Source organism: [Lactobacillus] timonensis (genome assembly GCF_900240275.1).
Lineage (GTDB): Bacteria > Bacillota > Bacilli > Lactobacillales > Lactobacillaceae > Limosilactobacillus > Limosilactobacillus timonensis.
Map to the genome: position 1 here is coordinate 1,498,971 of NZ_LT964761.1, position 23,319 is coordinate 1,522,289.

Consider the following 23,319-nt stretch of genomic DNA (forward strand, 5'->3'; position numbering starts at 1 on the left):
GTATGACCTTAAGTAATGACGAACTAATTCGGATTCGCCGCCACCTTCACCAAATTCCAGAATTGGCCTTGCATGAAACAGAGACCCACGCTTTCCTCAAACAGGTAATTAGTGGGTTTAACCAGCAGTACTTGACTATTCGCGAGATGCCGGAGTTGCCAACTGCATTGATGGTTTTAGTTGAGGGTCAAGCGCCGCGTCTGACGATTGGCTACCGGACGGACATCGATGCGCTTCCGGTGGAGGAAAAGACGGGATTATCCTACGCTTCCCAACATCCGGGAATCATGCATGCTTGCGGCCACGATATTCACATGACGGTTGCCCTCGGGTTACTCTCTTATTTCAGTGAACACCAACCAATTGATAACCTTCTCTTCTTCTTTCAACCGGCTGAGGAAGCAGAGTACGGTGGCAAACGGGCTTACGAATTGGGACTCTTTAATGGTCAGTGGCGACCGGACGAGTTTTATGGTTTGCATGACAACCCGCACTTGCCAGCCGGCGCAATTGGCTGCCGAATGGGGACCCTTTTTGCTGGGACCACCGAAGTTAATATTGATATTGTGGGCAAGGGCGGACATGCGGCTTATCCGCAGCAGGCTAATGATACGGTCGTCGCTGCTGCTAGTCTGATTATGCAAGTACAGACGATCATCTCGCGGAGTATTGATCCGATCGCTAGCGGGGTGATTACCCTTGGCAAAGTTGAAGCGGGGACAATTCGTAACGTTATCGCGGGTCATGCGCGGATTGAAGGAACTATTCGTGGGCTGACCCAGCAAATGATTGAAAAAATCGACCAACGTCTCCAGGAAGTCTGCGACGGGATTGCGGCTAGTTTTGGCTGTCAGGTAAAACTGGAACTTAACCAGGGTGGTTACTGGCCAGTAGAAAACAACCCGCTTTTAACTAAACACTTTATCCAGTACATGAAGAAAACCCCGGCAGTTAACTTTGTCGAGACCCCACCGGCAATGACCGGCGAAGACTTTGGCTTCTTGTTAGCCAAGTTTCCGGGAACCATGTTCTGGTTGGGAGTGGATGACGACTCACAACTCCACTCGGCAACGCTGACACCGAAGGAGAATTCGATTAGCCGGGGTATCGACGCAATTACCGGGTTTCTAGAGTACCGGATGCACGAAAGTTACGTTAAGAATAACAAGTAAAGAAGGACGATGAAAATGGTTGCACTACAAGATGCTGACTTACTAACTGCCATCGTCACCCCGTTTGGCGATGACGGCACAATTAACTATGATGCTTTAACCAAGCTGACCAACTACCTTATTGAACACGGGAGCAATGGCTTTGTCATTGGTGGAACAACGGGAGAAACGCCAACACTAACTCACGATGAGAAGCTAGATTTGTACCGTCACTTTGCCCAAATTGTTGGTGGGCGGGTACCAGTCATCGCGGGTACTGGCAGTAATAATACTGCCGAAACGCTAGCCTTTACCAATGAAGTGGCTGCTATCGACGGGATTGATTACGCCCTAGTTGTTGTCCCTCCGTACAACAAACCAAACCAGCGGGGGATGGTTGCTCACTTTACGACGATTGCTGATGCTGCCCACATTCCGCTTGTGATGTACAACATTCCGGGACGCACCGGGGTCAAGATGGACCAGGAAACAATTGTTCAGCTGTCACACCACGATAATATTGCGGCAGTTAAGCAGTGTGCGTCACTGCCTGAGTTGGAATACATTGTTGATCATAAGGCCGACGACTTCTGTGTATTCACCGGTGAGGATGCTCAGGCGCTTACGGCAGTAGCACTTGGTGCCACGGGAGTGATCTCAGTTGCTTCGCATTGCTATTGTGATCAGTTGCGGACCATGCTTGATGACCTGCACGCTGGAAAGGTAGCGGCGGCCGGCCAGCTTCAGCGGTGGCTCACTCCCCGAATGGCAGCTTTATTCATGTTCCCGTCGCCATCACCAGTGAAGGCCGTCTTAAATGCGCAGGGATTTGCGACCGGTGGTTGTCGCTTGCCAATCTTGACGCTCAATGATGAGGAAAAGCGGCAGCTTGAAAATGCGTTGTCACTGGCAAGTGGCTCGCTGGATATCGGACTGCCATTAAATTTGGGGGAATAATTATGACAAGAGTATTAGTTGCTGGCTTTACCGGATCAATGGGTCGCCAGGTGGTTGACCTTGTCCGTTCACTAGCTGGGTTTGAAATCAGTGCAGTGTTGGATCCTTCGGCTAGTCAAGACGACTTGGCAGCTCAGGGTTTATCCAGCCAAACCACGCTTTACCACGATGCTGTCGAGGTTGACGGGCCGGTTGCCGACGTATGGGTGGACTTTACTGTCCCGGCGGCGGTGTTTGCTAACGCCCAGGCGGCAATCAATAATGGGATGGTGCCGATTATTGGCACAACCGGCCTCAACGACCAGCAAGTGGCTTCTCTGAAGGAACTTGCTACTCAAAAAAGGGTTGGCGGCCTGATTGCCCCAAACTTTGGCATGTCAGCTGTTCTCCTGATGAAGTTTGCTAAGGAAGCTGCCACATATTTCCCTGATGTTGAAATTATTGAAATGCACCACGCCGATAAAGCTGATTCACCGTCGGGGACGGCCCTGGCTACTGCTAAGATGATCGACGAAAACCGACCTGAACACGAGAGCAGCCCCGACAAGGTTTCCACGCTTGATCATGCTCGCGGTGGTGATTATCACGGAATTCATATTCATTCGGTTCGTTTGCCAGGATACGTTGCCCACGAGCAAGTGCTCTTTGGCGGGCCTGGCGAAGCATTGACTATTCGTCAGGATTCCTTTGATCGTCACTCCTTCATGAGCGGGGTGAAAGTGGCACTGCAAAAATATCAGCAGTTAGGCAGTTTAGTAGTTGGTTTAGAAAACATTCTGTAAGTACTGGAAAGGATTGGTTCAGATGCCAGAACTAGCAGCAGACCTACACAACACGGTTAACCGTGATATCACAAAGATGAAGCCAAGTGCGATCCGGGCGTTTGACATGGAAGTTAGCCAAATTCCCGGCATCCTTAAATTGACGCTAGGCGAACCAGATTTCAACACCCCCGAACACGTCAAAAAAGCAGCAGTAGCGTCAATCGAAAACAACGATTCTCACTACTCGACGACTAGGGGAAAACTTGAGTTGCGAAAAGCAATTAGCGGTTACCTGCAACGAACCCGTGGACTTGATTATTCGGCAGAAAATGAAATCGTGGTAACAATCGGCGCAACTGAAGCTCTGACGGCGACCATTCTGGCACTGCTCAACCCTGGTGACAAAGTAATTATTCCAACGCCAGCCTTTTCCTTGTACTTTCCGATTGTTGAACTCGCCGGGGCCACGCCAGTATTGGTTGATACTAGTGATGACGGCTTTGTTCTTACTCCAGACCGGCTCGAAGAAGAAATTAATCGTGCCGGGGACGGTGTGAAGGCCGTTATGCTCAACTACCCAACCAACCCGACTGGCAGAAACTATTCTGCTACCCAGCTGCAGGCACTGGCTGACGTCATTGAAAATCACCATTTGATGGTCATTGCCGATGAAATCTATCGGACGCTCACCTATGATGGTGTTGAACCTGCTTCTATTGCCACGATGATCCCGTCAAGAACGGTCATTATCGATGGACTGTCGAAGTCTCACGCCATGACTGGTTACCGCTTGGGCTTTTTAGCTGGCCCAGCAAACTTCGTGGAGCAGGCCAGCAAAGCGCATGGGTTCTTAGTTGCAACGGCTACTGACACGTCACAAGCCGCTGCCATTGAAGCTTTTAACAATGGCGATGACGACCCAGTAGCATTCCGAGCCGCGTACAAGAAGCGTCGCGACTTTTTACAAAACGCTTTGACTCAGTTGGGCTTTGACTTGGCAACGCCTAATGGAGCCTTCTACATGTTTGTGAAGGTACCAGCTCAGTATCATCAAGATGACTGGCAGTTCGGGCTTGACCTGGCTCATCAAGCTAAGGTGGGCATTATCCCCGGCAGCGCTTTTGGCCCGGGTGGTGAAGGTTACTTCCGAATTTCTTACGCGGCTTCTGATGAAGACTTGCACGAGTTCATCAGCCGCCTGACGACTTTTATGAATAATTTGAATTAAACAGGAGTGAAGAGTTATGACAAAGCAATATAACGTTGCGATTTTGGGAGCTACCGGGGCTGTCGGAACGCGGATGATTGAGCAGTTGCAGATGGAGTTGGACCATATCCCGGTAAAGGGAATTAAGCTTCTGGCATCAAAGCGTTCCGCCGGGAAGGTTCTGGAATTCAACGGTCAACCAGTGACGGTTGAAGAAGCCACTCCTGACTCTTTTGACGGAGTTGACATTGTTCTCTCATCAGCAGGCGGTTCTGTCTCCAAGAAGCTATTACCAGAAGCTGTTAAGCGTGGTGCCGTGTGCGTGGATAACACCAGTGCTTTTCGGATGGAACCAGACGTACCGCTGGTTGTGCCGGAAGTTAACCCGCAGGAGTTAGCAAACCACCATGGCATTATCGCCAACCCTAACTGTTCGACTATCCAGATGGTGATGGCACTTAAGCCGATTTACGACCACTTCGGCTTAAACCAGGTCATTGTGTCGACTTATCAGGCTGCTGGTGGTGCTGGTCAAAGCGCAATTGATGAATTATTGACTGAAAGCCAGGACTACATTAACGGGGAAGACATGCAAAAGGACGCCAAGATTTTGCCAACAAAGGGTGACAAGAAGCATTACCCACTTGCGTTCAACCTTTTGCCGCAAATTGATGTCTTAGAAGATTCAGGATACTCTCACGAAGAGTGGAAGATGATTCACGAAACAAAGAAGATTTTGCTAAACGACATGGACGCATCGGCAATCAAGGTTACCGCGACCTGTGTCCGCGTGCCAGTGCCAATTTCTCACGGGGAAAGCGTCTACGTCACGGTTGATGACCGCGATGCTACTGCTGACGACATCAAACGCGTTGTTGCCGATTTTCCGGGGGTTGTTTTGCAAGACGATATTAAGCACCAGCTTTACCCACAACCATTGACGGCTACTGGCAAGCGGGAGACTTTTGTTGGACGGATTCGCCCGGACTACGAGAATCCAGGTGCGTTTAACATGTGGATTGTGGCTGACGACTTGCTTAAGGGTGCAGCTTGGAATACGGTTGAAAACGCTGAAACAATGGTTGAACAAGGACTAATTTAAAACCATCGACGGTAAGTGAGAATGCTTACCGCTTTTTACTGTTAAAAGATGTTGGTTGTTAAGTAATCAGGTATACTTAAAGGGAAGGGGGAATAAAGCGTGGATGAACATCATTTGTCTAAACGGCTCAGTCGGGTGGCTGCTTACATTCCAAAACAGAGCAGGGTAGCTGACATTGGTGCCGATCATGCCTACCTGGCAGCAGCATTAGTGTTAAACGGCCAGACTAACTACGTGGTTGCCGGTGAGGTCGCTCGTGGCCCATACCAGAATGCCCGAGCAGAGGTGGCTGCCCAGGGGTTAGATACACAAATCCAGGTGCGGTTAGCTGACGGGCTCGACGCGATTAAAAGAAACGACCAGATTGACACAATTACCATTGCAGGGATGGGTGGCAGCTTGATTGCCGCGATTCTTGAACGTGGTCAGGATAAGTTCGATGGCGTCAAGCGCTTAATTCTCCAGCCGAATGTTGGTGAGGAGCGACTGCGACAGTGGCTTGTTAACCACCGCTTTCAGATTAATGCTGAAGAGATTCTGGAAGAAGACGGGCATATCTATGAAATAATTGTTGCCGAGCCGACAATTATCCCGATTCAATACGACGAACGAGAACTGGTATTTGGGCCGTTGCTGATTGAAAAACAGGGTTCGGTCTTTAAGCGAAAATGGCAAGAGGTTTTCGAACGTGAGAATGTGGCTCTTTCGCAGATGAAGACTGCTAGTCAGCCGCCAGCAGAAAAAATCGCACAGTTCCGGCACCGTTTGGCATTAATTGAGGAGGTATTAGGATGACGACTGGATTAGAATTAATCTCGCGTTTTAAACAATTTGCGTCGCCCAAGTTGGCGGAATCGTGGGATCATGTTGGCTTGCAGGTGGGCGATCCCAGCAAGCCAATTCATCGCTTGATGACGACACTGGATGTTCGTCCGGCCGTGATTGCAGAGGCAATTGATCGTCAGGTCGACTTTATCTTTGCTCATCATCCGGTGATGTTTCATCCCGCAGTGAACCTAGATGTTCGCAACCCGCAAAATCAAATGTACGCTGATTTGCTGGCCCACCACATTACCGTCTACGCTGCCCATACTAACCTGGACACCGCTAACGGGGGGATGAATGACTGGCTGGCCCAACAGTTGCAACTTCATTCTACGGTCCCGTTAGTGGACTGCGGCTCAGATCCTGTTTCGGGTGAAAAAGTTGGAATGGGTCGAGTTGGCGACCTGGCTTCCCCATTAAGTGTCGATGAGTTTGTCCAGCATTGTTTGCGGATTTTTGGCATTCCTGCTGCACGGCTAATCATCAACCCCGCTGATCGGGGAAAAATGATTCGACGGGTAGCGGTCCTTGGAGGTAGTGGTAGTGAATTTTACCAACAAGCCAAGGCAGCCGGTGCGGATGCTTACGTAACGGGGGATGTCACCTACCATACGGCACATGATATCCAGGCTTACCACTTGATTGTCCTTGATGCAGGTCACCATATTGAAGTAGTTGCGGCACACGGATTAGCCCAGTTGATTAACCAGTGGGCTAAGCAAGAACATTGGGACCTAACCGTCTGTGAGTCACAAGTTAATACTGAGCCGTTTACTTTTGTTCGTCAGCAATAATATGAGGTGAGAATATGTCAGAAAAGTTTGAAAATCTATTGCCGCGTTTCCTGAAATACGTGAAGGTTGAGACCCGTTCTAATCCTGATAGTGAAACAATCCCGTCTTCACCAAAGGAAACGGCGTTTTTGAAGCAGTTAGCGGCGGAGTTGAAAACGATTGGTGCCGACAATGTTCATATCAATCCGAAGAATTCTTACTTAGTCGCTACTATCCCGAGTAATGTCGACCGGCAGGTTCCGGTGATCGGCTTCTTAGCGCACGTTGATACCGCGGACTTTAATGCTAAGAACGTCCGTCCCCAAGTGGTGGAAAACTACGATGGACACTCCCCGATTTCCCTGGGCGATGGTACCTACCAGTTAGCTCCCGAAGAATTCCCGGCACTGAAAAATTATGCGGGGCAGACGCTAGTCACAACTGACGGAACAACCCTGCTTGGCGCTGATGACAAGTCCGGAGTGGCAGAAATTATGACGATGGCAGAGTACCTGTTGGCCCATCCAGAGATTAAGCACGGTGAAATTCGGCTTGGTTTTAGTCCGGATGAAGAAATTGGGACGGGGGCCGACCATTTCGACACCGCTGATTTTGCCGCTGACTTTGCCTACACCGTTGATGGTGGGCCGCTGGGTGAACTGGAATATGAGACCTTTAACGCCGCGGAGGCAAAGCTGACAATCAGCGGTAAGAACGTTCATACGGCGGTTGCTAAGGGTACGATGATCAATGCCATTCAGTTGGGAATTGACTTTCATAACTTATTGCCTGAACATGATCGCGCTGAAAAAACGGAAGGACGCGAGGGCTTCTTCCACCTTTACCAGTTCGATGGCGGTGTTGATGAGGTGACGATGACTTACTTGATTCGTGACCACGACCGCCAAAAGTTTGAATCACGGAAGGCGTTGATGAAGCAACTGGCTAAGCAAATCAATGACCAATTTGATCAACCACGAATTCAGCTGACTATTACTGACCAGTATTACAACATGCGTGAGGTCTTAGCAAAGCACATGGACGTCGTGGAACTGGCTAAGCAGGCGATGGACGACCTTAACATTAAGCCGGTAATTTACCCGGTTCGTGGCGGTACTGATGGTTCAACGATCAGTTTCATGGGACTACCAACACCAAACCTCTTTGCCGGTGGGGAGAATATGCACAGTCGTTTCGAATACGTTTCCGTCCAGACAATGGAGAAGGCGTTAGCAGTACTTTTGAAGATTGTGCAGTTAAACGTCACTAATAATCTGACAGCGAATAATAACTAACAAAAAAGCTCCTGGTTAAAAACCAGAAGCTTTTTTCATGCGATGTAATTGATTATTGGTGAGGATTAGCATGAGTGCTAATGTAGCTCATGCCGTTCACCATAATTAGGCCGGCAACCATTGCGACCAGGCCATCAGTAATGTAATCGGCTTTCATCAATTGTAGCTGACTGGTAATGTAAGCCAGTACCAACCCGATGACAAAGGCCCAAATAGCGATGACGATGTTTTTAACAAGCCACTTCATAGTTTCAACTCCTCATTTATAACAGTTTTATTCTAACATAAGGAATAGCGGATTAACAATGGGGAAATCGCTTTCGGCGTCATCAAGCGTTTTTGTGATAAACTTAGCACATAATACTGATGAAAGGAGCAGACACAATGCCAGTGGTTCCACTAGATACCGCCAGTTCGTATTCCCTCTTGGACGGGTTGTTCACTCCGGCAAAACTGGTTGCTGCAGCAAAGCAACGGGGGTACTCGGCAATGGCGCTGGCCGACCATGGTGTGATGTACGGAACGGTTGAGTTTTACCAGGCAGCTTTAGCGGCCGGAATCAAGCCGTTGCTGGCCTTGCGCTTAGACTTAGCCATTGGGGATGCCGGTAATAATATTTTGCCAGTAGTTTTCGTGGCGGAAAATTCGACCGGTTATCAGCACTTAATGATTCTGTCGTCAATGAAACAAACTCAGCAAGCAGGGCAACAACACCCGTTGACCGTCAACGAGATCAAGACTTATTTGTCAGACCTGTTTACAGTCGTCTTGCCAACAGATAGCGTTGGACTTGCTGCGGGAAATTATGGTTCGGTTGATATGTTGGCTAGCCTGCGTCAGGTTGTCGATGACCGTCATTTATTGATGGGGATTTCTCCCCACCTGTCGAATGTCTTGCGGACAACGATTATCCAGCAAGCAAAACATTACCATATGCCCTTGATTGCTGCAACGTCAGTCCGTTATTTGGATCCACAAGATCGTTTTGCATACGAAACAGTTCATCACATTGCTGAAAATACTGCTATTGCGAATCCTCTTGAAGAGGCAAAAAAGAAGGGCAAGTACTTTCTGCCAACCGTTAAGCAGCTTATTACTGACTACCAACAGGCGGGATTAGCTGATGCACTAGCCCAATGTGAAGAGCTTGTTAACGCTTGTCAGGTGCAACTTCAGTTTCAACCACCGGTCCTTCCACAATTTCCTACTCCCAACGGGTTGGACTCGCCAGCTTACCTTCGCCAATTATGTTTAAAGGGGTTAGAAAAGCGTCATCCGGCATCACGGATTGATCCGCGACGCTATCGGCAGCGATTGGATCATGAATTGGCGATTATCAATCAATTAGGATTTGATGACTATTTTCTTATTGTCCACGACGTTATGGCCTATACCAAGCAACACGAGATTTTTACGGATGCCGGCCGGGGGTCCGCAGCTGGCTCACTCGTTGCTTACGTCCTAGGGATCACCGAAGTTGACCCGCTACGGTTTAACCTGCTGTTCGAACGTTTTTTGAATCCCGAGCGAAAACAGATGCCAGATATTGACTTAGACCTTCCTGACGACCGGCGAATGGAGGTTCTTCAATATCTTCACCAAAAATACGGTCACCGTCGGGTAGCACAGATTATCACTTTTGGCACGCTGGGAGCAAAACAAGTGGTTCGTGACGTTGCGCGGGTTTTGGGCTATGCCAAGTATGAAATTGCCGATTGGGCTTCGCTGATTCCTGGAGGAGTGAATAATTTTAATGATGCTCTCCGGCATTCGCCCCAGCTACAGGCAGCGGTTAATGGCTCCCCACTGGGGCAGTTGCTTGGGAAGGTGGCAAGTCAGTTAAGTGGCTTGCCCCGACAAACGTCTGTCCATGCTGCCGGGGTGGTGCTAGCGTCTTCACCCCTTCATTCGATTGTTCCGCTGGCAGCGGGCAACGACGGTTTATTAGTCACTCAGTATGCGAAGGAGACAGTTGAACGGGTCGGCCTATTGAAGATGGACTTCCTGGGTCTCCGTAATTTGACCATCCTGGCGCAGGCGGTAACTGATGTTCATCAAGATGAACCAGAGCTGTCAATTCATGACATTGATTTGAACGATCAGGAAACACTCCGGCTGTTTCAACAGGGGCTTACTGCAGGTATCTTTCAGTTTGAGTCGGCTGGTATTAGGAAAACGCTTGTTGATCTGCATCCAGAAAAATTTGAAGATATTGTCGCGGTCGATGCCCTTTATCGTCCGGGACCGCTGGAAAATATTCCCCACTACATTGCCCGTAAGCGTGGGACAGAATCATATCGCTTGCCAGCACCGTCACTCAAGCCAATTTTGGCACCGACCTACGGAATTCTGGTGTACCAGGAACAGGTAATGCAGTTGGCGGCGGCTATGGCTGGCTTTAGCCTGGGACAGGCCGACATATTGCGACGCGCGATGAGCAAAAAGAAAAAGGGTGTCATGGAAAAAATGCGCCGCCAGTTTATTGCTGGGGCATTGAAGAAGGGTTACAGCCAGGAAGTGGCAGTAGCGACCTTTAACTACATCGATCAGTTTGCTAATTATGGTTTTAATCATTCACACGCCGTGGCTTATACAAAATTTGCATTTGAGCTCGCGTACCTGAAGACCCACTTTGCTCCGCAATTCTACACTGCATTGTTAAGCAAAGCGGCTTCCATTAATAAACTTCGTGAGTATGTTCGTTCAGCACAACGACGGGGAGTTAAGGTGCATGGGCCCCATGTTAATTTCAGCCAAGTAGAATTTAGTAGGCGCGGGGATGAACTTTACTTCGGATTAGCGCAGATCAAGGGAATGCGTCGCGATTTTGCTGGTGAGATTGTTGAGGAACGGCAAGCTAGCGGCCCCTTTACAGATCTTCCCAGTTTTTTGAGCCGACTAAGTATCCGCGGCAACATTCCGGCGGCAAGTGTTGAATCCCTCATCAAAGCAGGTGCGTTCGACCACTTGAAATATAACCGTCAGCAGATGGTCAAGTCGCTACCGGACCTATTAAACGAAGATAGTGGCCAGGGACGGATTAACCTTGGTCAACTTGGTTTGGGGAGTGATTTTGAAACCACCTTGCCCGAGAGCGCGGAGTACCCGTTGGTTACCAGACTTAATTTTGAGAAGGAACTATTGGGCTTAAACCTTTCAGGACACCCGACGACCCCTTATCATCAGCTGGCAGTGAAAATCCATGCCAGTCAGGTAGTGGATGCTCATCCTGGTCAAAGTACCACTTTCGTCTTGTTCATTTCACGGATGAGACAAGTTACTACTCGTCGCGATCAACGACAAATGGCTTTCCTCACCGCCAGTGACACTAGTGGCTCCTTAGAAGTAACGGTCTTTCCAAAACAATTTGCCAAGTATCAGGACATTTTAAGCGAAGGAAGCGTTCTGGTGGTTGATGGCAAGGTTGAAAGACGCAACGGCCAAATGCAAGTGATCGCTAACAGCCTGGCCGCCGCCAACCGGTTGAATGGCCAACTGGTAGCCAGCGCGTATCAACGGTGGGTCATTAAGGTGATCGATGGCAAGTCAATGAGTAACGTGAACCAAATTTTAACAACTATTGCCAAGCACCACGGAGGTGATTGTCCGGTTGTTGTCTACTACGCGGCAAGCGGAAAAACTTACCAGCAACCACCAGCACAAAACCTTAGCGCAGATGATGCCGTTCGTACTCAATTGGCAGACCAGTTTGGTAGCAAAAATGTGTTCTTACAGCAACAATCAGGGCATAAATAAATCATTAATTAATAAAAGCGCTTCCACTAATTTTAAGGCGGACAGGGCTGATAAATAGTGTTAAGATAGCAGTGTAATTGGTGGTTTGCTACCGCCCGATTGATACAATCAAAGGAGAGATGTCGATTATGAAAAAGACAAAGATTGTCAGCACTCTGGGACCAGCAAGTACTGATGTGGACACGATCGTTAAGTTAATTAACGCCGGGGCCAACATCTTCCGTTTTAACTTCTCACATGGTGATCACCCTGAACACCTGGGACGGCTGAAGAACGTCCACAAGGCTGAAGAAATTACCGGCAAGAAGGTCGGCATTATGCTTGACACTAAGGGTGCCGAAATTCGGACGACCGTTCAAAAGGACGGGAAGATTGAGTTCCACACTGGTGACAAGCTGCGGATTTCCATGGATGATTCCCTGGAAGGGACCAAGGATAAGATTGCTGTTACTTACCCGGGCCTGTACGATGACACCCACGTGGGTGGCCATGTCCTGGTTGACGATGGTTTGCTCGATTTCAAGATCGTTGAAAAGGACGATGTTAACAAGGAATTAGTTACGGTTGCCGAAAACGATGGCGTGATGGGTTCCCGCAAGGGGGTTAACGCGCCAGGTGTTTCAATCAACCTGCCAGGGATTACTGAAAAGGATAGCAGTGATATTCGCTTTGGTTGTGACCACGGGATTAACTTTATCTCAGCATCCTTTGTTCGTAAGCCACAAGATGTTTTGGATATCCGGGCTCTGCTGAAGGAAAAGCACATGGAAGATGTCCAAATCTTCCCGAAAATTGAATCCCAAGAAGGCATCGATAACTTTGACGAAATCATCAAGGTTTCTGATGGTTTGATGGTTGCTCGTGGTGACATGGGTGTTGAAATTCCGGCGGAAAACGTTCCGCTGGTTCAAAAGACCCTGATCCGCAAGTGCAACATGCTGGGCAAGCCGGTAATTACTGCTACTCAAATGCTGGATTCAATGCAGGAAAACCCACGGCCGACTCGTGCAGAAGTTTCTGACGTGGCCAACGCTATCTTTGACGGTACGGATGCAACAATGCTGTCAGGTGAAAGTGCTAACGGGGAATACCCAGTGGAATCTGTTGCAACGATGAACCGGATCGACATCAAGGCTGAAAATCACCTGAGCGACTTCTGGACTGAAACTTTTGACTTTGATAAGTCGGACGTTACTGAAACGATTGGTTCTGCCGTTGCTCGTGCTGCTAAGGACCTTGGTATTCACACCATTGTTGCTGCCACTGCTTCTGGCTACACGGCACGGATGATTTCTAAGTACCGGCCGAATGCTGATATCTTGGCACTGACCTTTGATGAACGGGTTCAACTGGGGTTGACTGTTAACTGGGGTGTTCACCCGGTTCTGATTCAGCGTCCAGCTGATACTGACGACATGTTTGAAAAGGCCAGCCAAGTGGCTAAGAATGAAGGACTGGTCAAGACTGGCGACAAGATTATTGTTGTTGCCGGCTTGCCGGTTGGTAAGAAGGGGACTACTAACCTGATGCGGATTCAGGAAATTAAGTAGTTACCCGCAAAGAATGTGAAGACGGCTGGCTAACCCAACCGTCTTTTTTGGTTGCTTGAAGAAGATCGTTTATAATAGCACTATCTTGGGTACTTGCAGGCGATACCTAATCCAACATTGCCGTCGATGGAAAGGACTGTCATTGAGAATTAATATTTTGCAACACACGCCCAACGAAGGACCCGGGTCAGTTGCTGAGTGGGCACACCAACGCGGCCATGAATTGTTTATCTATCACCCTTACCAGTTTGGTGTTTTACCAACGGCTGCTCAAACGGGGATGTTAGTGGTTCTCGGTGGGCCGATGAGTCCAAACGATGACGCCGATTGGATTAAGCAAGAACGGCAGTTAATTCAGCAATTGCTTGATACGCATAAGCCTCTCTTTGGTGCTTGTTTTGGCGCACAACAAATTGCCAAGACAGTTGGTGCGGAAATTAAAGGGGCCCCACATAAGGAGGTTGGCTGGGCACCAGTTTACCGGCAAAGCAATGTTATCGCACAGCTGCCGGCAAAATTAACTGCTCTTCACTGGCACCAGGAAATGTTTGAGCTTCCCAAAGAAGCTCAGTTGCTCTTTAGTAGTGACTTATTGACTAACCAGGGGTTCCTCTTAGGTGATAATGTCATCGGTCTTCAGTTTCACCTGGAACCAGAACTCGATAACGTCCGCGAGATTGCGGTCAATGATTACCAATACCCGTTGGTTGGCAACGCCCTTCACCAAACCAGTGAAGAAATCATTTCTCAAGGTGTGCCGGCGGCAAATAAGCAGGCAATTTACGACATGTTGGACTTCATCAGTGATTCACAAGATTAATGGCTTAGCCGACCGGGCTGCGTTGCGGGCCCGGTTTTCTTATCTTCACCTTCTTGGCATAACCTGATGAGACGTGTAAAATGAAGTAGTTTAGGAATGATAGAGGAGGACGGCTGATGAATCAAGAACTGGGGCGAGTTGTCGACGCCGTAATGATCGACGAAAATGAGGACTATTACTTTGTTCAGCCATCACGGAACGGACAAACATACCGGTTATTGAAGGAAGAAAGTCCGCAGGTCCTTCATATTGGCGGATCGGTCCGCGGTTTTGTTTACGAAAACGAAGACCACCAGCGGCAAATGACTTGTGCGCATATTCCTGCCGTGCGGGTAGACCACTATGCTTTTGGGACGGTAGTGGGGGTTCGCCGCAACCTCGGCGTCTTTGTCGACGTGGGCTTAACAAATAAGGATATGGTTGTTTCGCTGGATGATTTACCAGCAATGAAAACCCTTTGGCCGCAAAAGGGCGATCGCTTGATGATTTCCTTAAAGGTCGATGACCACGACCGTCTTTGGGGGCAGTTAGCAACCCCCGATTTGTTCCAGGTCATTGCGCAGAAACCGCAGCGCCAACAGATGAACGCTAACGTGGAAGCCACGGTCACCCAGGTGAAGTTAAATGGGACACACGTTATCACGGATACTTACCAACTGGGTTTTATTCACCCGAGTGAACGCGATGCAGAACCGCGTTTGGGACAGGTGTTGCGAGCGCGAGTTATTGGTTTTTCTAATCACGGGGGACTGAATCTTTCTCTTAAACCACGGGGTTACCAGGCAATTGATGACGATTCGCAAATGATTCTGGCGATGCTACACCATAGTGTTGATGGGACGATGCCGCTTAGTGATAAGTCATCACCGGCGGATATTAAAGCGCTTCTCGGTATTTCCAAGGGCCAGTTTAAACGGTCAGTTGGCCACTTGCTGAAGGCAAAGTTAATCACCCAGCGTGGTGGTCAACTCCGGTTGGTCGGCAACCAGGAGGACCAGGAGCATGAGTAATGATCAGCCGTTAAAAACCTTTTATGGCGACCAGTTAGGAGATTTTGCTAACTATCTGGCGGTTGAACGTAACTTATCGGCGAACACGGTGGACGCTTACCGGTCGGATTTGCGGTTAGCTGCAACCTATTGGCAGCAACACGGCATTAGTGACTGGCAACATGTTGACCGCTTTGCTGTCCTATCACTGCTGGCTAGCATGCAAAACCAGGGACGGGCAGCGGAAACTGAATCGCGGATGGTTTCTTCACTGCGGCAGTTTTTCGACTACCTCTCACGCCAAGAGTTGATTAGTGAAAACCCGATGAAACTCGTTCAGTTACCAAAAGGGCGCCGAAAACTGCCAACGGTACTAAGCGAGTCGGAGGTTAGCCGACTGCTGGCTGTTCCAGATACGGGTACTCCCCTTGGTATCCGTGACCGGGCAATGTGGGAATTAATGTATGCCACTGGTGTTCGGGTGAGTGAATTAGTCAACCTGACGATGACGGAATTGCACTTAGCTGTTGGGTTGATCCAGCCGCGGGGGAAGGGCGACAAGGAGCGAATCATCCCCGTTGGCGACATTGCGAGTGACTGGGTGCAACGTTATTTAACACAGGTTCGTCCGCAATTATTAAAAAAGCAGTTTTCAACGGCGGTCTTTTTAAACGCCCATGGTCGTCAATTGACCCGTCAGGGAGTTTGGAAGAATTTAAAGCGAGACGTATTGGCCGCAGGAATCACCAAGGATGTCACCCCGCATACGCTTCGCCATTCTTTTGCAACTCACTTGCTAGAGCATGGCGCAGACCTGCGGGTCGTTCAAGAATTGTTAGGTCATGCCGATATTGCTACTACGCAGATCTATACCCATGTTTCTAAGCAACGGTTGACCGCTGTTTATCAAAAATACCACCCGCGTGCTTAGGATAGTAATAAAGAGGTGTTCAGGATGTTAGTGAAGTACCGGAAGGATTACCAGAAAATAGTAATGGGACTATTATCGTTTATTCCGTCCTTAAATAACGTCAAACGACTCCATGACGAGATTTTTTGGTCAACCGCTGATGACCACCCCATTTTTCTTTGGCAAACCCCTGAAGGGGGCCATTTTATCGGCGTCGTTATCTTGGAAGTTGGGAATGACTATGTCTTGGTACGACGCTTGTCATTTACACCGAGCGAGCGGACAGGGCGAAATATTTACTCACTGTTGGACGCAGTTGCGGCGCGCTATCCGGATAAGCGGGTAGTTGGCACCTTAACTAACCAGGCATTAATCACTAACTGGGAGAAGGAATTGCATGAACGACAAACTAGTCATCGTGAAACACCCGTTTCAGCCGACGATTAAATTAGAAGACTTTGAAGGCCCCTTGGACCTCCTCCTCCACCTAATTCGTCAAAATGAGATGGACATTAAGGATATTCAGGTGGCATTGATCACCAGCCAGTACATGGATTATCTGGCTTCGATGAAAAAGCACCGCTTAGAAGTTGCCGGAGACTATTTTGTTATGGCTGCTACTTTAATGAGAATCAAGAGTGAAATGTTGCTACCTGCACCACCAGTAGATGATGAACCAGAAATGGAACCGGAAGACCCGCGGCAGGAACTGGTGGAACAATTACTGGAATATCAGCGCTATAAGGATGCTGCTGCTAAGCTGAAGGATAAGGAAGAATTTCGCCAGCAAGAATTCAGCCGGGCGGCAATGGCGGTACCTGAGCAAATGATTAGTGCCAAAGTGGCGCCAGGAGTTAGTCTCAACCAGTTGCAAGCGGCATTTGAAAAAGTTGTTCAACGACATCAGCTGAAGCAACCGCTCGAAGAAACGGTCAGCCGAGAACGGGTCACTGTGGAGCAGCGTCTTCACGCAATCACCCAACAGTTGCAAGCGGGCCCGCAACGGTTTATTGACTTATTTGAAGATGACATTAGTAAGGAAAACCTGGTGACGACGTTTATGGCTCTTTTGGATTTGTGCAAACATGGTCACGTCTTAGTCAGTCAGGCTAGCCCACTGGCTCCCCTAATCGTTCGTCTTTGTCCCAAGAAAGGAGAGCACCATGGCAGAGCAGAGTAATTTAGCGGTCATTGAAGGACTGCTTTTTATCAGTGGTGATGAGGGAATTACTCTCAGTGACCTGGCTAAACTGACCGGCTTTATGCGTCCAGCTGTCTCAACATTATTAGAACGGTTAAAGCAGAAGTATGAGCATGATTCTGACTGTGCGCTAGTGCTGCTGAAATCAGGGAATACTTATCGATTAGCAACCAAGAGCCATCTTGCACCAGTGATTAAGCATTACTTTGAAGTACCACTGACCGTTCCACTAACGAACGCTCTCCTTGAAGTGCTTGCCATTGTGGCCTATAAGCAACCAATTACGAGAGTTGAAATTGATGCCATTCGGGGAGTACAGAGTTCTGGTTCGCTTCAAAAATTGATCGTTCGCGGGTTGGTAACGACCAGTGGCCGGTTGGACGCGCCAGGCAGACCTTTTCAGTACGCAACCACGACGGCTTTTTTAGACTATTTTGGTCTGTCTTCGCTAAAAGAGCTGCCGCCACTAACTGAGCAGCTGACGACTGATGACCTTGATGGTGATATCTTTATGAGGGCACTGCAACGGAAGGAACAACAACGAGAACGAGAGGAAGAACAGGGCAATGGAAAGACTGCAAAAGGTAATGGCTGAAGCTGGTGTGGCTTCACGGCGGCACAGTGAACAAATTATTTTAGAAGGACGAGTGACCGTCAACGGTAAGAAGGTAACCACCTTAGGAACAAAGGTTGATGGCAATGATGTTGTGGCTGTGGATGGTGTCCCGCTTCAAAAGGAGCAGCACGAGTATTTTCTCCTGAATAAGCCGCGGGGAGTTATTTCATCGGCTCATGATGAACACGGCCGCAAAACGGTAGTTGACTTGCTTAAAAAGGAGGGGATTGACGAACGAATTTACCCGGTGGGTCGGCTAGATTATGACACGACCGGGGCGCTACTGCTGACCAACGACGGGGACCTGGCCAACAAGCTAATGCACCCACGTTTTGAAATCAATAAGACCTATATTGCCAAAGTTCGCGGTTTAGTTACTAACAACGACTTACGAACATTAAGGCGGGGAGTCAAGATTGATGGGAAAATGACGCGGGAGAGCCATCCACGACTGGTGGAAACAAACCGGGCTAAAAAAACGAGCCGGGTTAAAATTACGATTCACGAGGGACGCTACCACCAGGTGAAAAAGATGTTTGAAGCGGTTGGTCATCCGGTTATTAAACTTCACCGGGAAAGTTACGGCTTCTTAGACTTGTCAGGACTTGCCAGTGGTGAGTTTCGGCCGTTGCGGACTGCAGAAGTACGGGACCTTCGTGAGCTTTAGTTAGAGTGGTGAAAGTTAATGAGCACCATTAAGGATGTTGCCCGTCAAGCAGGTGTCTCGGTATCGACAGCTTCACGGGCATTAAATAATAATCCACGAATTAGTGACGCGACACGTCAACGGGTTCGCCAAGCTGCCGCTAAGTTGGGTTATCGTCTCAACTACGCCGCCAAAAACTTAACTAGTGGCAAGAGTAATATTGTCGGGTTGGTTTTCCCAGTCACCGAGGAAGGGGCATTTGCCAACCCTTTCCACCTGGACTTAATGCGGGGCGTTGCCGCTAAGTTAGCCCCGCACCATTATGAAATGGCGGTTGCCATCGGCCAAACGACGGACGAATTGCTAAACCATGTGAAGTCACTGGTAGAAAACGCTAACGTGACAAAATTACTGGTGTTTTATTCGTTAAAAAAAGACCCGGTAATCGACTATTTACGAAAACAGAATTTAGACTTCGTGATTATCGGCCAGCCGGGACAAGCAGGTGATCGTTTCGTTGACAGTGATAACCGCCTGGCAGGGTACCGGGGGACAGAATTGTTAATGAAACAAAAGGTTGTTAGTCGGCCGCTTTTTGTTAGTTCCGCGCAGCGTTGGCCATATGAGGAGCAAAGATTGGCTGGTTATCGACAACGGATGGAAGAATTGAGCCTGCCAGCACAGGAAGTAGCGATCGACAGTGTCCAAGAGGTTGATGCCCAAAAATTTGATTCTTTGATCGCTAGTGACGACGTCAATTACCTGCATTTTGTGACGACCCACCCGCAATTCTCGTCGTTACCTGCGCTTTGCTTTAATAATTCTCGTTTATTAGGCATGATCATGCCAGGAGTGATGAAGGTCGACTTAGTGCCACGCTCCATTGGTAGTGCGGCAGTAGATTTACTTTTTGAGCCGGCGATTAATCATCGTTTAGTGGATTTCAAAATTATTGGCTGATAATAGCGGATTAGGGCTTGCTACTGAAAAGGTGGCAAGCTTTTTTATTAAAATTTGTGCAAACGGTTGCACAAATAGAAATATTCTGTTATATTATTGGCAATCAAATGAACCGCTTTCAAAGGAGTGTGCGTGATGACTGAACAAACGGGACAACCAGCGGGGTTGCCAGTACTAAGCCAGCGTTTTATTTGGATGATGAACTTTGGTTTTCTGGGTGTTCAAACTGCTTTTACCCTGCAAAGCTCACAAATGAGTCGGATTTTTCAGACGATCGGGGCTAATCCTAACAATCTTGGTTGGTTTTTCATTCTGCCGCCACTGGCAGGACTGATTGTTCAACCGCTAGTTGGTTATTATTCTGACCGGACGTGGCTTCCTAAACTTGGTGGGAGGCGTTTGCCTTACTTGATTTTGGGGACGATTGTGGCGGTGGTTGTGATGCTCTTGCTACCAAATTCTGGCAGCCTTGGCTTCGGTTACGGATCATTTGCTGCGCTATTGTTTGGGGCAATCACTGTTGCCTTATTGGACCTTTCGTCTAACGTGGCAATGCAACCGTTTAAAATGATGGTTGGCGACATGGTTAATGATAATCAGAAAAGTTATGCTTACGGGATCCAGAGTTTTCTGTCTAACACCGGGGCAGTCCTAGCGGCAATCTTGCCGTTCCTCTTTACCTACTTCGGGATTCGTAATACTGACCAAAAGGGTGTTGTCCCGATGTCTGTCAAAGTCGCTTTTTACACCGGTGCCGCATTACTAGTGATTACCAGCCTCTTTACGATTAAAGAGGTCCACGAATATGATCCGCAAACATACGCTAAGTACCACGGTATTTCAGAAGAGGATAACGAAGAGGGCGGCAACATGTTCAAGTTGCTTAAAAATGCGCCCAAGGCTTTCTGGACTGTATCACTCGTTCAGTTGTTTAGCTGGTTTGCTTTTCAGTACCTGTGGACTTATTCAGTTGGTGCCATTGCAAAAAACGTTTGGCAGACGACCAATGTCACTTCTGCTGGCTACCAGGCAGCTGGTAACTGGTACGGGGTTTTAGCAGCGATTCAATCAATCGCAGCGGTTATCTGGTCGTACGTTTTAGCGAAGGTTCCGAATAAGTACCATAAGCTGGGCTATGCCGGTAGCTTACTGATCGGTGCCGTTGGTTTCTTATCAGTTTTCTTCGTCACTGATAAGTACCTGTTGATTCTCTCTTACGCCTTAGCTGGCGTTGCCTGGGCAGCCATGAATACTTATCCGTTGACGATTGTCACGAATGCCCTTAGCGGTAAACACATGGGGACTTACCTCGGATTATTCAACGGATCCATCTGTCTGCCGCAAATTGTTGCCTCTTTGCTGAGCTTTGCACTATTCCCGGCACTTGGCAACTCCCAGGCGCACATGTTTTTGGCAGCTGGAGTGGCAATGGTGCTGAGTGCAGTCTCGGTGATTACTATTCACGAAACTTATGTCCGTTAATCCATGACAAAAAAGTAGTTAATCCATGACAAAAAAGTAAAGGAGTAATTATTATGAAACGAACTTTTGATATCTCACCATGGCACGTTAAGACAAGCCAATGGGCTCCAGAAGACAAACGACTTCAGGAATCAATGACTAGTTTGGCCAACGAAAACCTGGGGATGCGTGGCTTTTATGAAGAAGGATATTCGGGAGACGAAACGCTCGAAGGGGTTTACCTCGGTGGTGTCTGGTTCCCTGATAAGACCCGTGTCGGTTGGTGGAAAAATGGTTACCCGAAATACTTTGGGAAGATGATCAACGCGGTGAACTTCTTGAAGATGACAATTAAGGTCAATGGGGAACAATTAGACTTAGCCCACCAGCAACCGACTGACTTTAGCCTGGACCTTGATATGAAAAAAGGGACATTTACCCGGATTTTTACTGTCGAGATTGGGCACGCTCAAGTCCAATTTTGTTTTGAACGTTTTGTTTCGATTGTCAATAAGGAATTAGTCGGCCAGCGGTTGACCATTAAAAACCTCAGCGACCAACCGGTTAAGCTGGCAGTTGAGACCCAAATTGATGCCGACGTTTATAACCAGGATTCTAACTACGATGAACAGTTCTGGAACGTGTTGGCCAGTGAGGTGGACGTCCACCATGCTCAACTGTTTTCACAAACTAAACCGAACCCGTTCGGTACTCCGCAGTTTACTGTGGGGATGAGGACCACAACGAAGACTGATTTGCCAGAACAAGGGCAGCAACAGACAGCTAAACTGGTTGGTAACCAGTTTGCTGGTGAGCTGGCGGCAGGCAAGTCCACTGTGATTGAAAAGCGGTCGCTAGTTGCAACTTCACGGGATTTTGACAGCCAGGCAGCAATTGCAGAACACTTAACAGCCTTGGCTGACAAACTAGACGCTCAGTCATTTGATGACTTATTAGCTGCACATAGCAAGGCATGGGCCGACCGGTGGGCAAAGTCTGATGTGATTATTGAAGGAGATGATGCGGCACAGCAGGGGATTCGCTTCAACTTATTCCAACTCTTTTCAACCTACTACGGTAATGATTCACGACTTAATATTAGTCCAAAGGGCTTCACCGGTGAAAAGTACGGTGGTGCCACTTACTGGGACACCGAGGCTTACTGTCTCCCGGTTTATCTCGGCGTGGCTGATCAGGAGGTTGCCAAAAACCTGCTTAAGTATCGTTACCAGCAATTAGATGGTGCTTACGTGAACGCCGCCCAGCAAGGCTTGGCAGGGGCACTGTTCCCAATGGTAACTTTCAACGGGATTGAATGTCACAATGAATGGGAAATCACCTTCGAAGAAATTCACAGAAACGGGGACATTGCCTTCGCAATTTACAATTACACCCGCTATACCGGCGACAAGTCCTACGTCCTCCATGAGGGTGCCAAGGTCTTAGTAGAAATTTCTCGGTTCTGGGCCGACCGCGTTCACTATTCGCAGCGGAAGAACGCCTACATGCTACATGGTGTTACCGGACCAGATGAATACGAGAACAACGCCAACAACAACTGGTATACAAACCTTCTTTGCCAGTGGACGTTGAAATACACGTTGGAAGTTTTGGCAGAGGTTGACGATCAGACGGCTAACCAGCTGGGGGTCAGTGCAGATGAAAAACATCGCTGGAAGGGTATTGTTGACAACATGTACCTGCCATATGATGCTGAGCGGGACATCTTTGTTGAGGATGATGACTTCTTAGACAAAGATCTCCAACCGGTGTCAGAAATTCCGGCAGACCAGTTGCCATTGAATCAGCATTGGTCCTGGGACAAGATCCTGCGTTCGCCATATATTAAGCAAGGTGACGTTATTCAGGGGATCTGGGATTTTATTGACGACTTCACACCGGAGCAAAAGGAACATAACTTTGACTTCTACGAGCAATACACCGTCCATGAGTCTTCACTGTCGAGTTCCATTTACTCAATAATTGCTGCTGACCTGGGTAAGGAAGACAAGGCGGTTGAACTGTACGAACGGTCAGCCCGGCTCGACCTCGACAATTACAACAACGACACGGTTGACGGGCTCCACATTACCTCGATGACTGGTAGCTGGTTAGATATTGTCCAGGGCTTCGCCGGAATGCGGGTTCGTAATGGCCAACTTCATTACGCACCGTTCTTACCGAAAAAATGGCAAGCCTACCAGTTCCGGCAGAGCTTCCGTGGCCGCGTGCTTGAAGTTCGCGTAGATCAGGTTGGCACTCACATTAAACTCGTTAGCGGTGAACCGCTGACTATCGATTTAGCTGGCAAAAACTTTGAATTAAAATAGGGAGGG

Annotated in this window: 21 protein-coding genes; 20 read left to right on the forward strand and 1 reads right to left on the reverse strand. The window is 48.5% G+C overall.

Annotated features, from left to right (window positions below; translation table 11 throughout):
* Positions 1 to 2 precede the first annotated feature (2 nt).
* The 8 genes from C1710_RS07240 (at position 3) to pepT (ending at position 8,074) form a co-directional block, all read left to right on the forward strand.
* Positions 3 to 1,172, forward strand: a complete 1,170-nt coding sequence (locus tag C1710_RS07240) for an N-acetyldiaminopimelate deacetylase (protein ID WP_102281425.1) — start codon at positions 3 to 5, stop codon at positions 1,170 to 1,172.
* Positions 1,173 to 1,187: 15 nt separating this feature from the next.
* Positions 1,188 to 2,108: a 4-hydroxy-tetrahydrodipicolinate synthase gene (gene dapA, locus C1710_RS07245; protein ID WP_102281427.1), complete on the forward strand. Its 921-nt coding sequence runs from the start codon at positions 1,188 to 1,190 to the stop codon at positions 2,106 to 2,108.
* A 2-nt stretch (positions 2,109 to 2,110) separates the two neighbouring features.
* A complete protein-coding gene (gene dapB / locus C1710_RS07250; RefSeq protein ID WP_102281428.1) occupies positions 2,111 to 2,890 on the forward strand; it encodes a 4-hydroxy-tetrahydrodipicolinate reductase in 780 nt (259 codons plus the stop codon).
* 22 nt (positions 2,891 to 2,912) lie between these two features.
* Complete coding sequence (locus C1710_RS07255; RefSeq protein WP_102281430.1) at positions 2,913 to 4,100, forward strand: aminotransferase class I/II-fold pyridoxal phosphate-dependent enzyme; 1,188 nt, start codon at positions 2,913 to 2,915, stop codon at positions 4,098 to 4,100.
* Between the two features lie 16 nt (positions 4,101 to 4,116).
* Positions 4,117 to 5,181, forward strand: a complete 1,065-nt coding sequence (locus C1710_RS07260) for an aspartate-semialdehyde dehydrogenase (RefSeq protein ID WP_102281432.1) — start codon at positions 4,117 to 4,119, stop codon at positions 5,179 to 5,181.
* Positions 5,182 to 5,280: 99 nt separating this feature from the next.
* Positions 5,281 to 5,976 carry a tRNA (adenine(22)-N(1))-methyltransferase gene (locus tag C1710_RS07265; protein ID WP_102281433.1) on the forward strand — a complete coding sequence of 232 codons (696 nt, stop codon included), beginning with the start codon at positions 5,281 to 5,283 and terminating at the stop codon, positions 5,974 to 5,976.
* Positions 5,973 to 6,800: a Nif3-like dinuclear metal center hexameric protein gene (locus C1710_RS07270; protein ID WP_102281435.1), complete on the forward strand. Its 828-nt coding sequence runs from the start codon at positions 5,973 to 5,975 to the stop codon at positions 6,798 to 6,800. The genes C1710_RS07265 and C1710_RS07270 overlap by 4 nt, the downstream gene beginning before the upstream one ends.
* A 14-nt stretch (positions 6,801 to 6,814) precedes the next feature.
* Complete coding sequence (pepT, locus tag C1710_RS07275) at positions 6,815 to 8,074, forward strand: peptidase T (protein ID WP_102281436.1); 1,260 nt, start codon at positions 6,815 to 6,817, stop codon at positions 8,072 to 8,074.
* Positions 8,075 to 8,126: 52 nt separating this feature from the next.
* Here pepT and C1710_RS07280 read toward each other — a convergent pair whose 3' ends face one another.
* A complete protein-coding gene (locus tag C1710_RS07280; RefSeq protein ID WP_102281438.1) occupies positions 8,127 to 8,321 on the reverse strand; it encodes a DUF2929 family protein in 195 nt (64 codons plus the stop codon).
* 137 nt (positions 8,322 to 8,458) lie between these two features.
* Here C1710_RS07280 and C1710_RS07285 point away from each other — a divergent pair, with 137 nt between their 5' ends.
* The 12 genes from C1710_RS07285 to C1710_RS07340 all read left to right on the forward strand — a co-directional run bounded on the left by C1710_RS07285 (position 8,459) and on the right by C1710_RS07340 (position 23,313).
* Positions 8,459 to 11,830, forward strand: a complete 3,372-nt coding sequence (locus C1710_RS07285) for a DNA polymerase III subunit alpha (protein WP_102281440.1) — start codon at positions 8,459 to 8,461, stop codon at positions 11,828 to 11,830.
* A 128-nt stretch (positions 11,831 to 11,958) separates the two neighbouring features.
* A complete protein-coding gene (pyk, locus tag C1710_RS07290; RefSeq protein WP_102281443.1) occupies positions 11,959 to 13,380 on the forward strand; it encodes a pyruvate kinase in 1,422 nt (473 codons plus the stop codon).
* 142 nt (positions 13,381 to 13,522) lie between these two features.
* Entirely contained in the window at positions 13,523 to 14,200 is a 678-nt protein-coding gene (locus C1710_RS07295; RefSeq protein WP_102281445.1) for a type 1 glutamine amidotransferase, read from the forward strand.
* A 116-nt stretch (positions 14,201 to 14,316) separates the two neighbouring features.
* Positions 14,317 to 15,210 carry a CvfB family protein gene (locus tag C1710_RS07300; RefSeq protein ID WP_102281448.1) on the forward strand — a complete coding sequence of 298 codons (894 nt, stop codon included), beginning with the start codon at positions 14,317 to 14,319 and terminating at the stop codon, positions 15,208 to 15,210.
* Positions 15,203 to 16,120: a site-specific tyrosine recombinase XerD gene (xerD, locus tag C1710_RS07305; RefSeq protein WP_102281450.1), complete on the forward strand. Its 918-nt coding sequence runs from the start codon at positions 15,203 to 15,205 to the stop codon at positions 16,118 to 16,120. Before C1710_RS07300 ends, xerD begins: the two co-directional genes overlap by 8 nt.
* Before the next feature lie 24 nt (positions 16,121 to 16,144).
* On the forward strand, positions 16,145 to 16,546 hold the full coding sequence (locus C1710_RS07310) for a reductase (RefSeq protein WP_102281452.1): 402 nt from the start codon (positions 16,145 to 16,147) through the stop codon (positions 16,544 to 16,546).
* Positions 16,497 to 17,279, forward strand: coding sequence for a segregation and condensation protein A (locus C1710_RS07315; protein ID WP_102281454.1), 783 nt, complete (start codon positions 16,497 to 16,499; stop codon positions 17,277 to 17,279). The genes C1710_RS07310 and C1710_RS07315 overlap by 50 nt, the downstream gene beginning before the upstream one ends.
* A complete protein-coding gene (gene scpB / locus C1710_RS07320) occupies positions 17,263 to 17,895 on the forward strand; it encodes an SMC-Scp complex subunit ScpB (RefSeq protein WP_102281456.1) in 633 nt (210 codons plus the stop codon). Before C1710_RS07315 ends, scpB begins: the two co-directional genes overlap by 17 nt.
* Entirely contained in the window at positions 17,867 to 18,583 is a 717-nt protein-coding gene (locus C1710_RS07325) for a pseudouridine synthase (RefSeq protein ID WP_102281458.1), read from the forward strand. The genes scpB and C1710_RS07325 overlap by 29 nt, the downstream gene beginning before the upstream one ends.
* An 18-nt stretch (positions 18,584 to 18,601) precedes the next feature.
* Positions 18,602 to 19,522 carry a LacI family DNA-binding transcriptional regulator gene (locus C1710_RS07330; protein ID WP_102281460.1) on the forward strand — a complete coding sequence of 307 codons (921 nt, stop codon included), beginning with the start codon at positions 18,602 to 18,604 and terminating at the stop codon, positions 19,520 to 19,522.
* 135 nt (positions 19,523 to 19,657) lie between these two features.
* Positions 19,658 to 21,004: an SLC45 family MFS transporter gene (locus C1710_RS07335; RefSeq protein ID WP_102281462.1), complete on the forward strand. Its 1,347-nt coding sequence runs from the start codon at positions 19,658 to 19,660 to the stop codon at positions 21,002 to 21,004.
* Positions 21,005 to 21,057: 53 nt separating this feature from the next.
* Positions 21,058 to 23,313, forward strand: a complete 2,256-nt coding sequence (locus C1710_RS07340; RefSeq protein ID WP_102281465.1) for a glycoside hydrolase family 65 protein — start codon at positions 21,058 to 21,060, stop codon at positions 23,311 to 23,313.
* Positions 23,314 to 23,319: the final 6 nt, after the last annotated feature.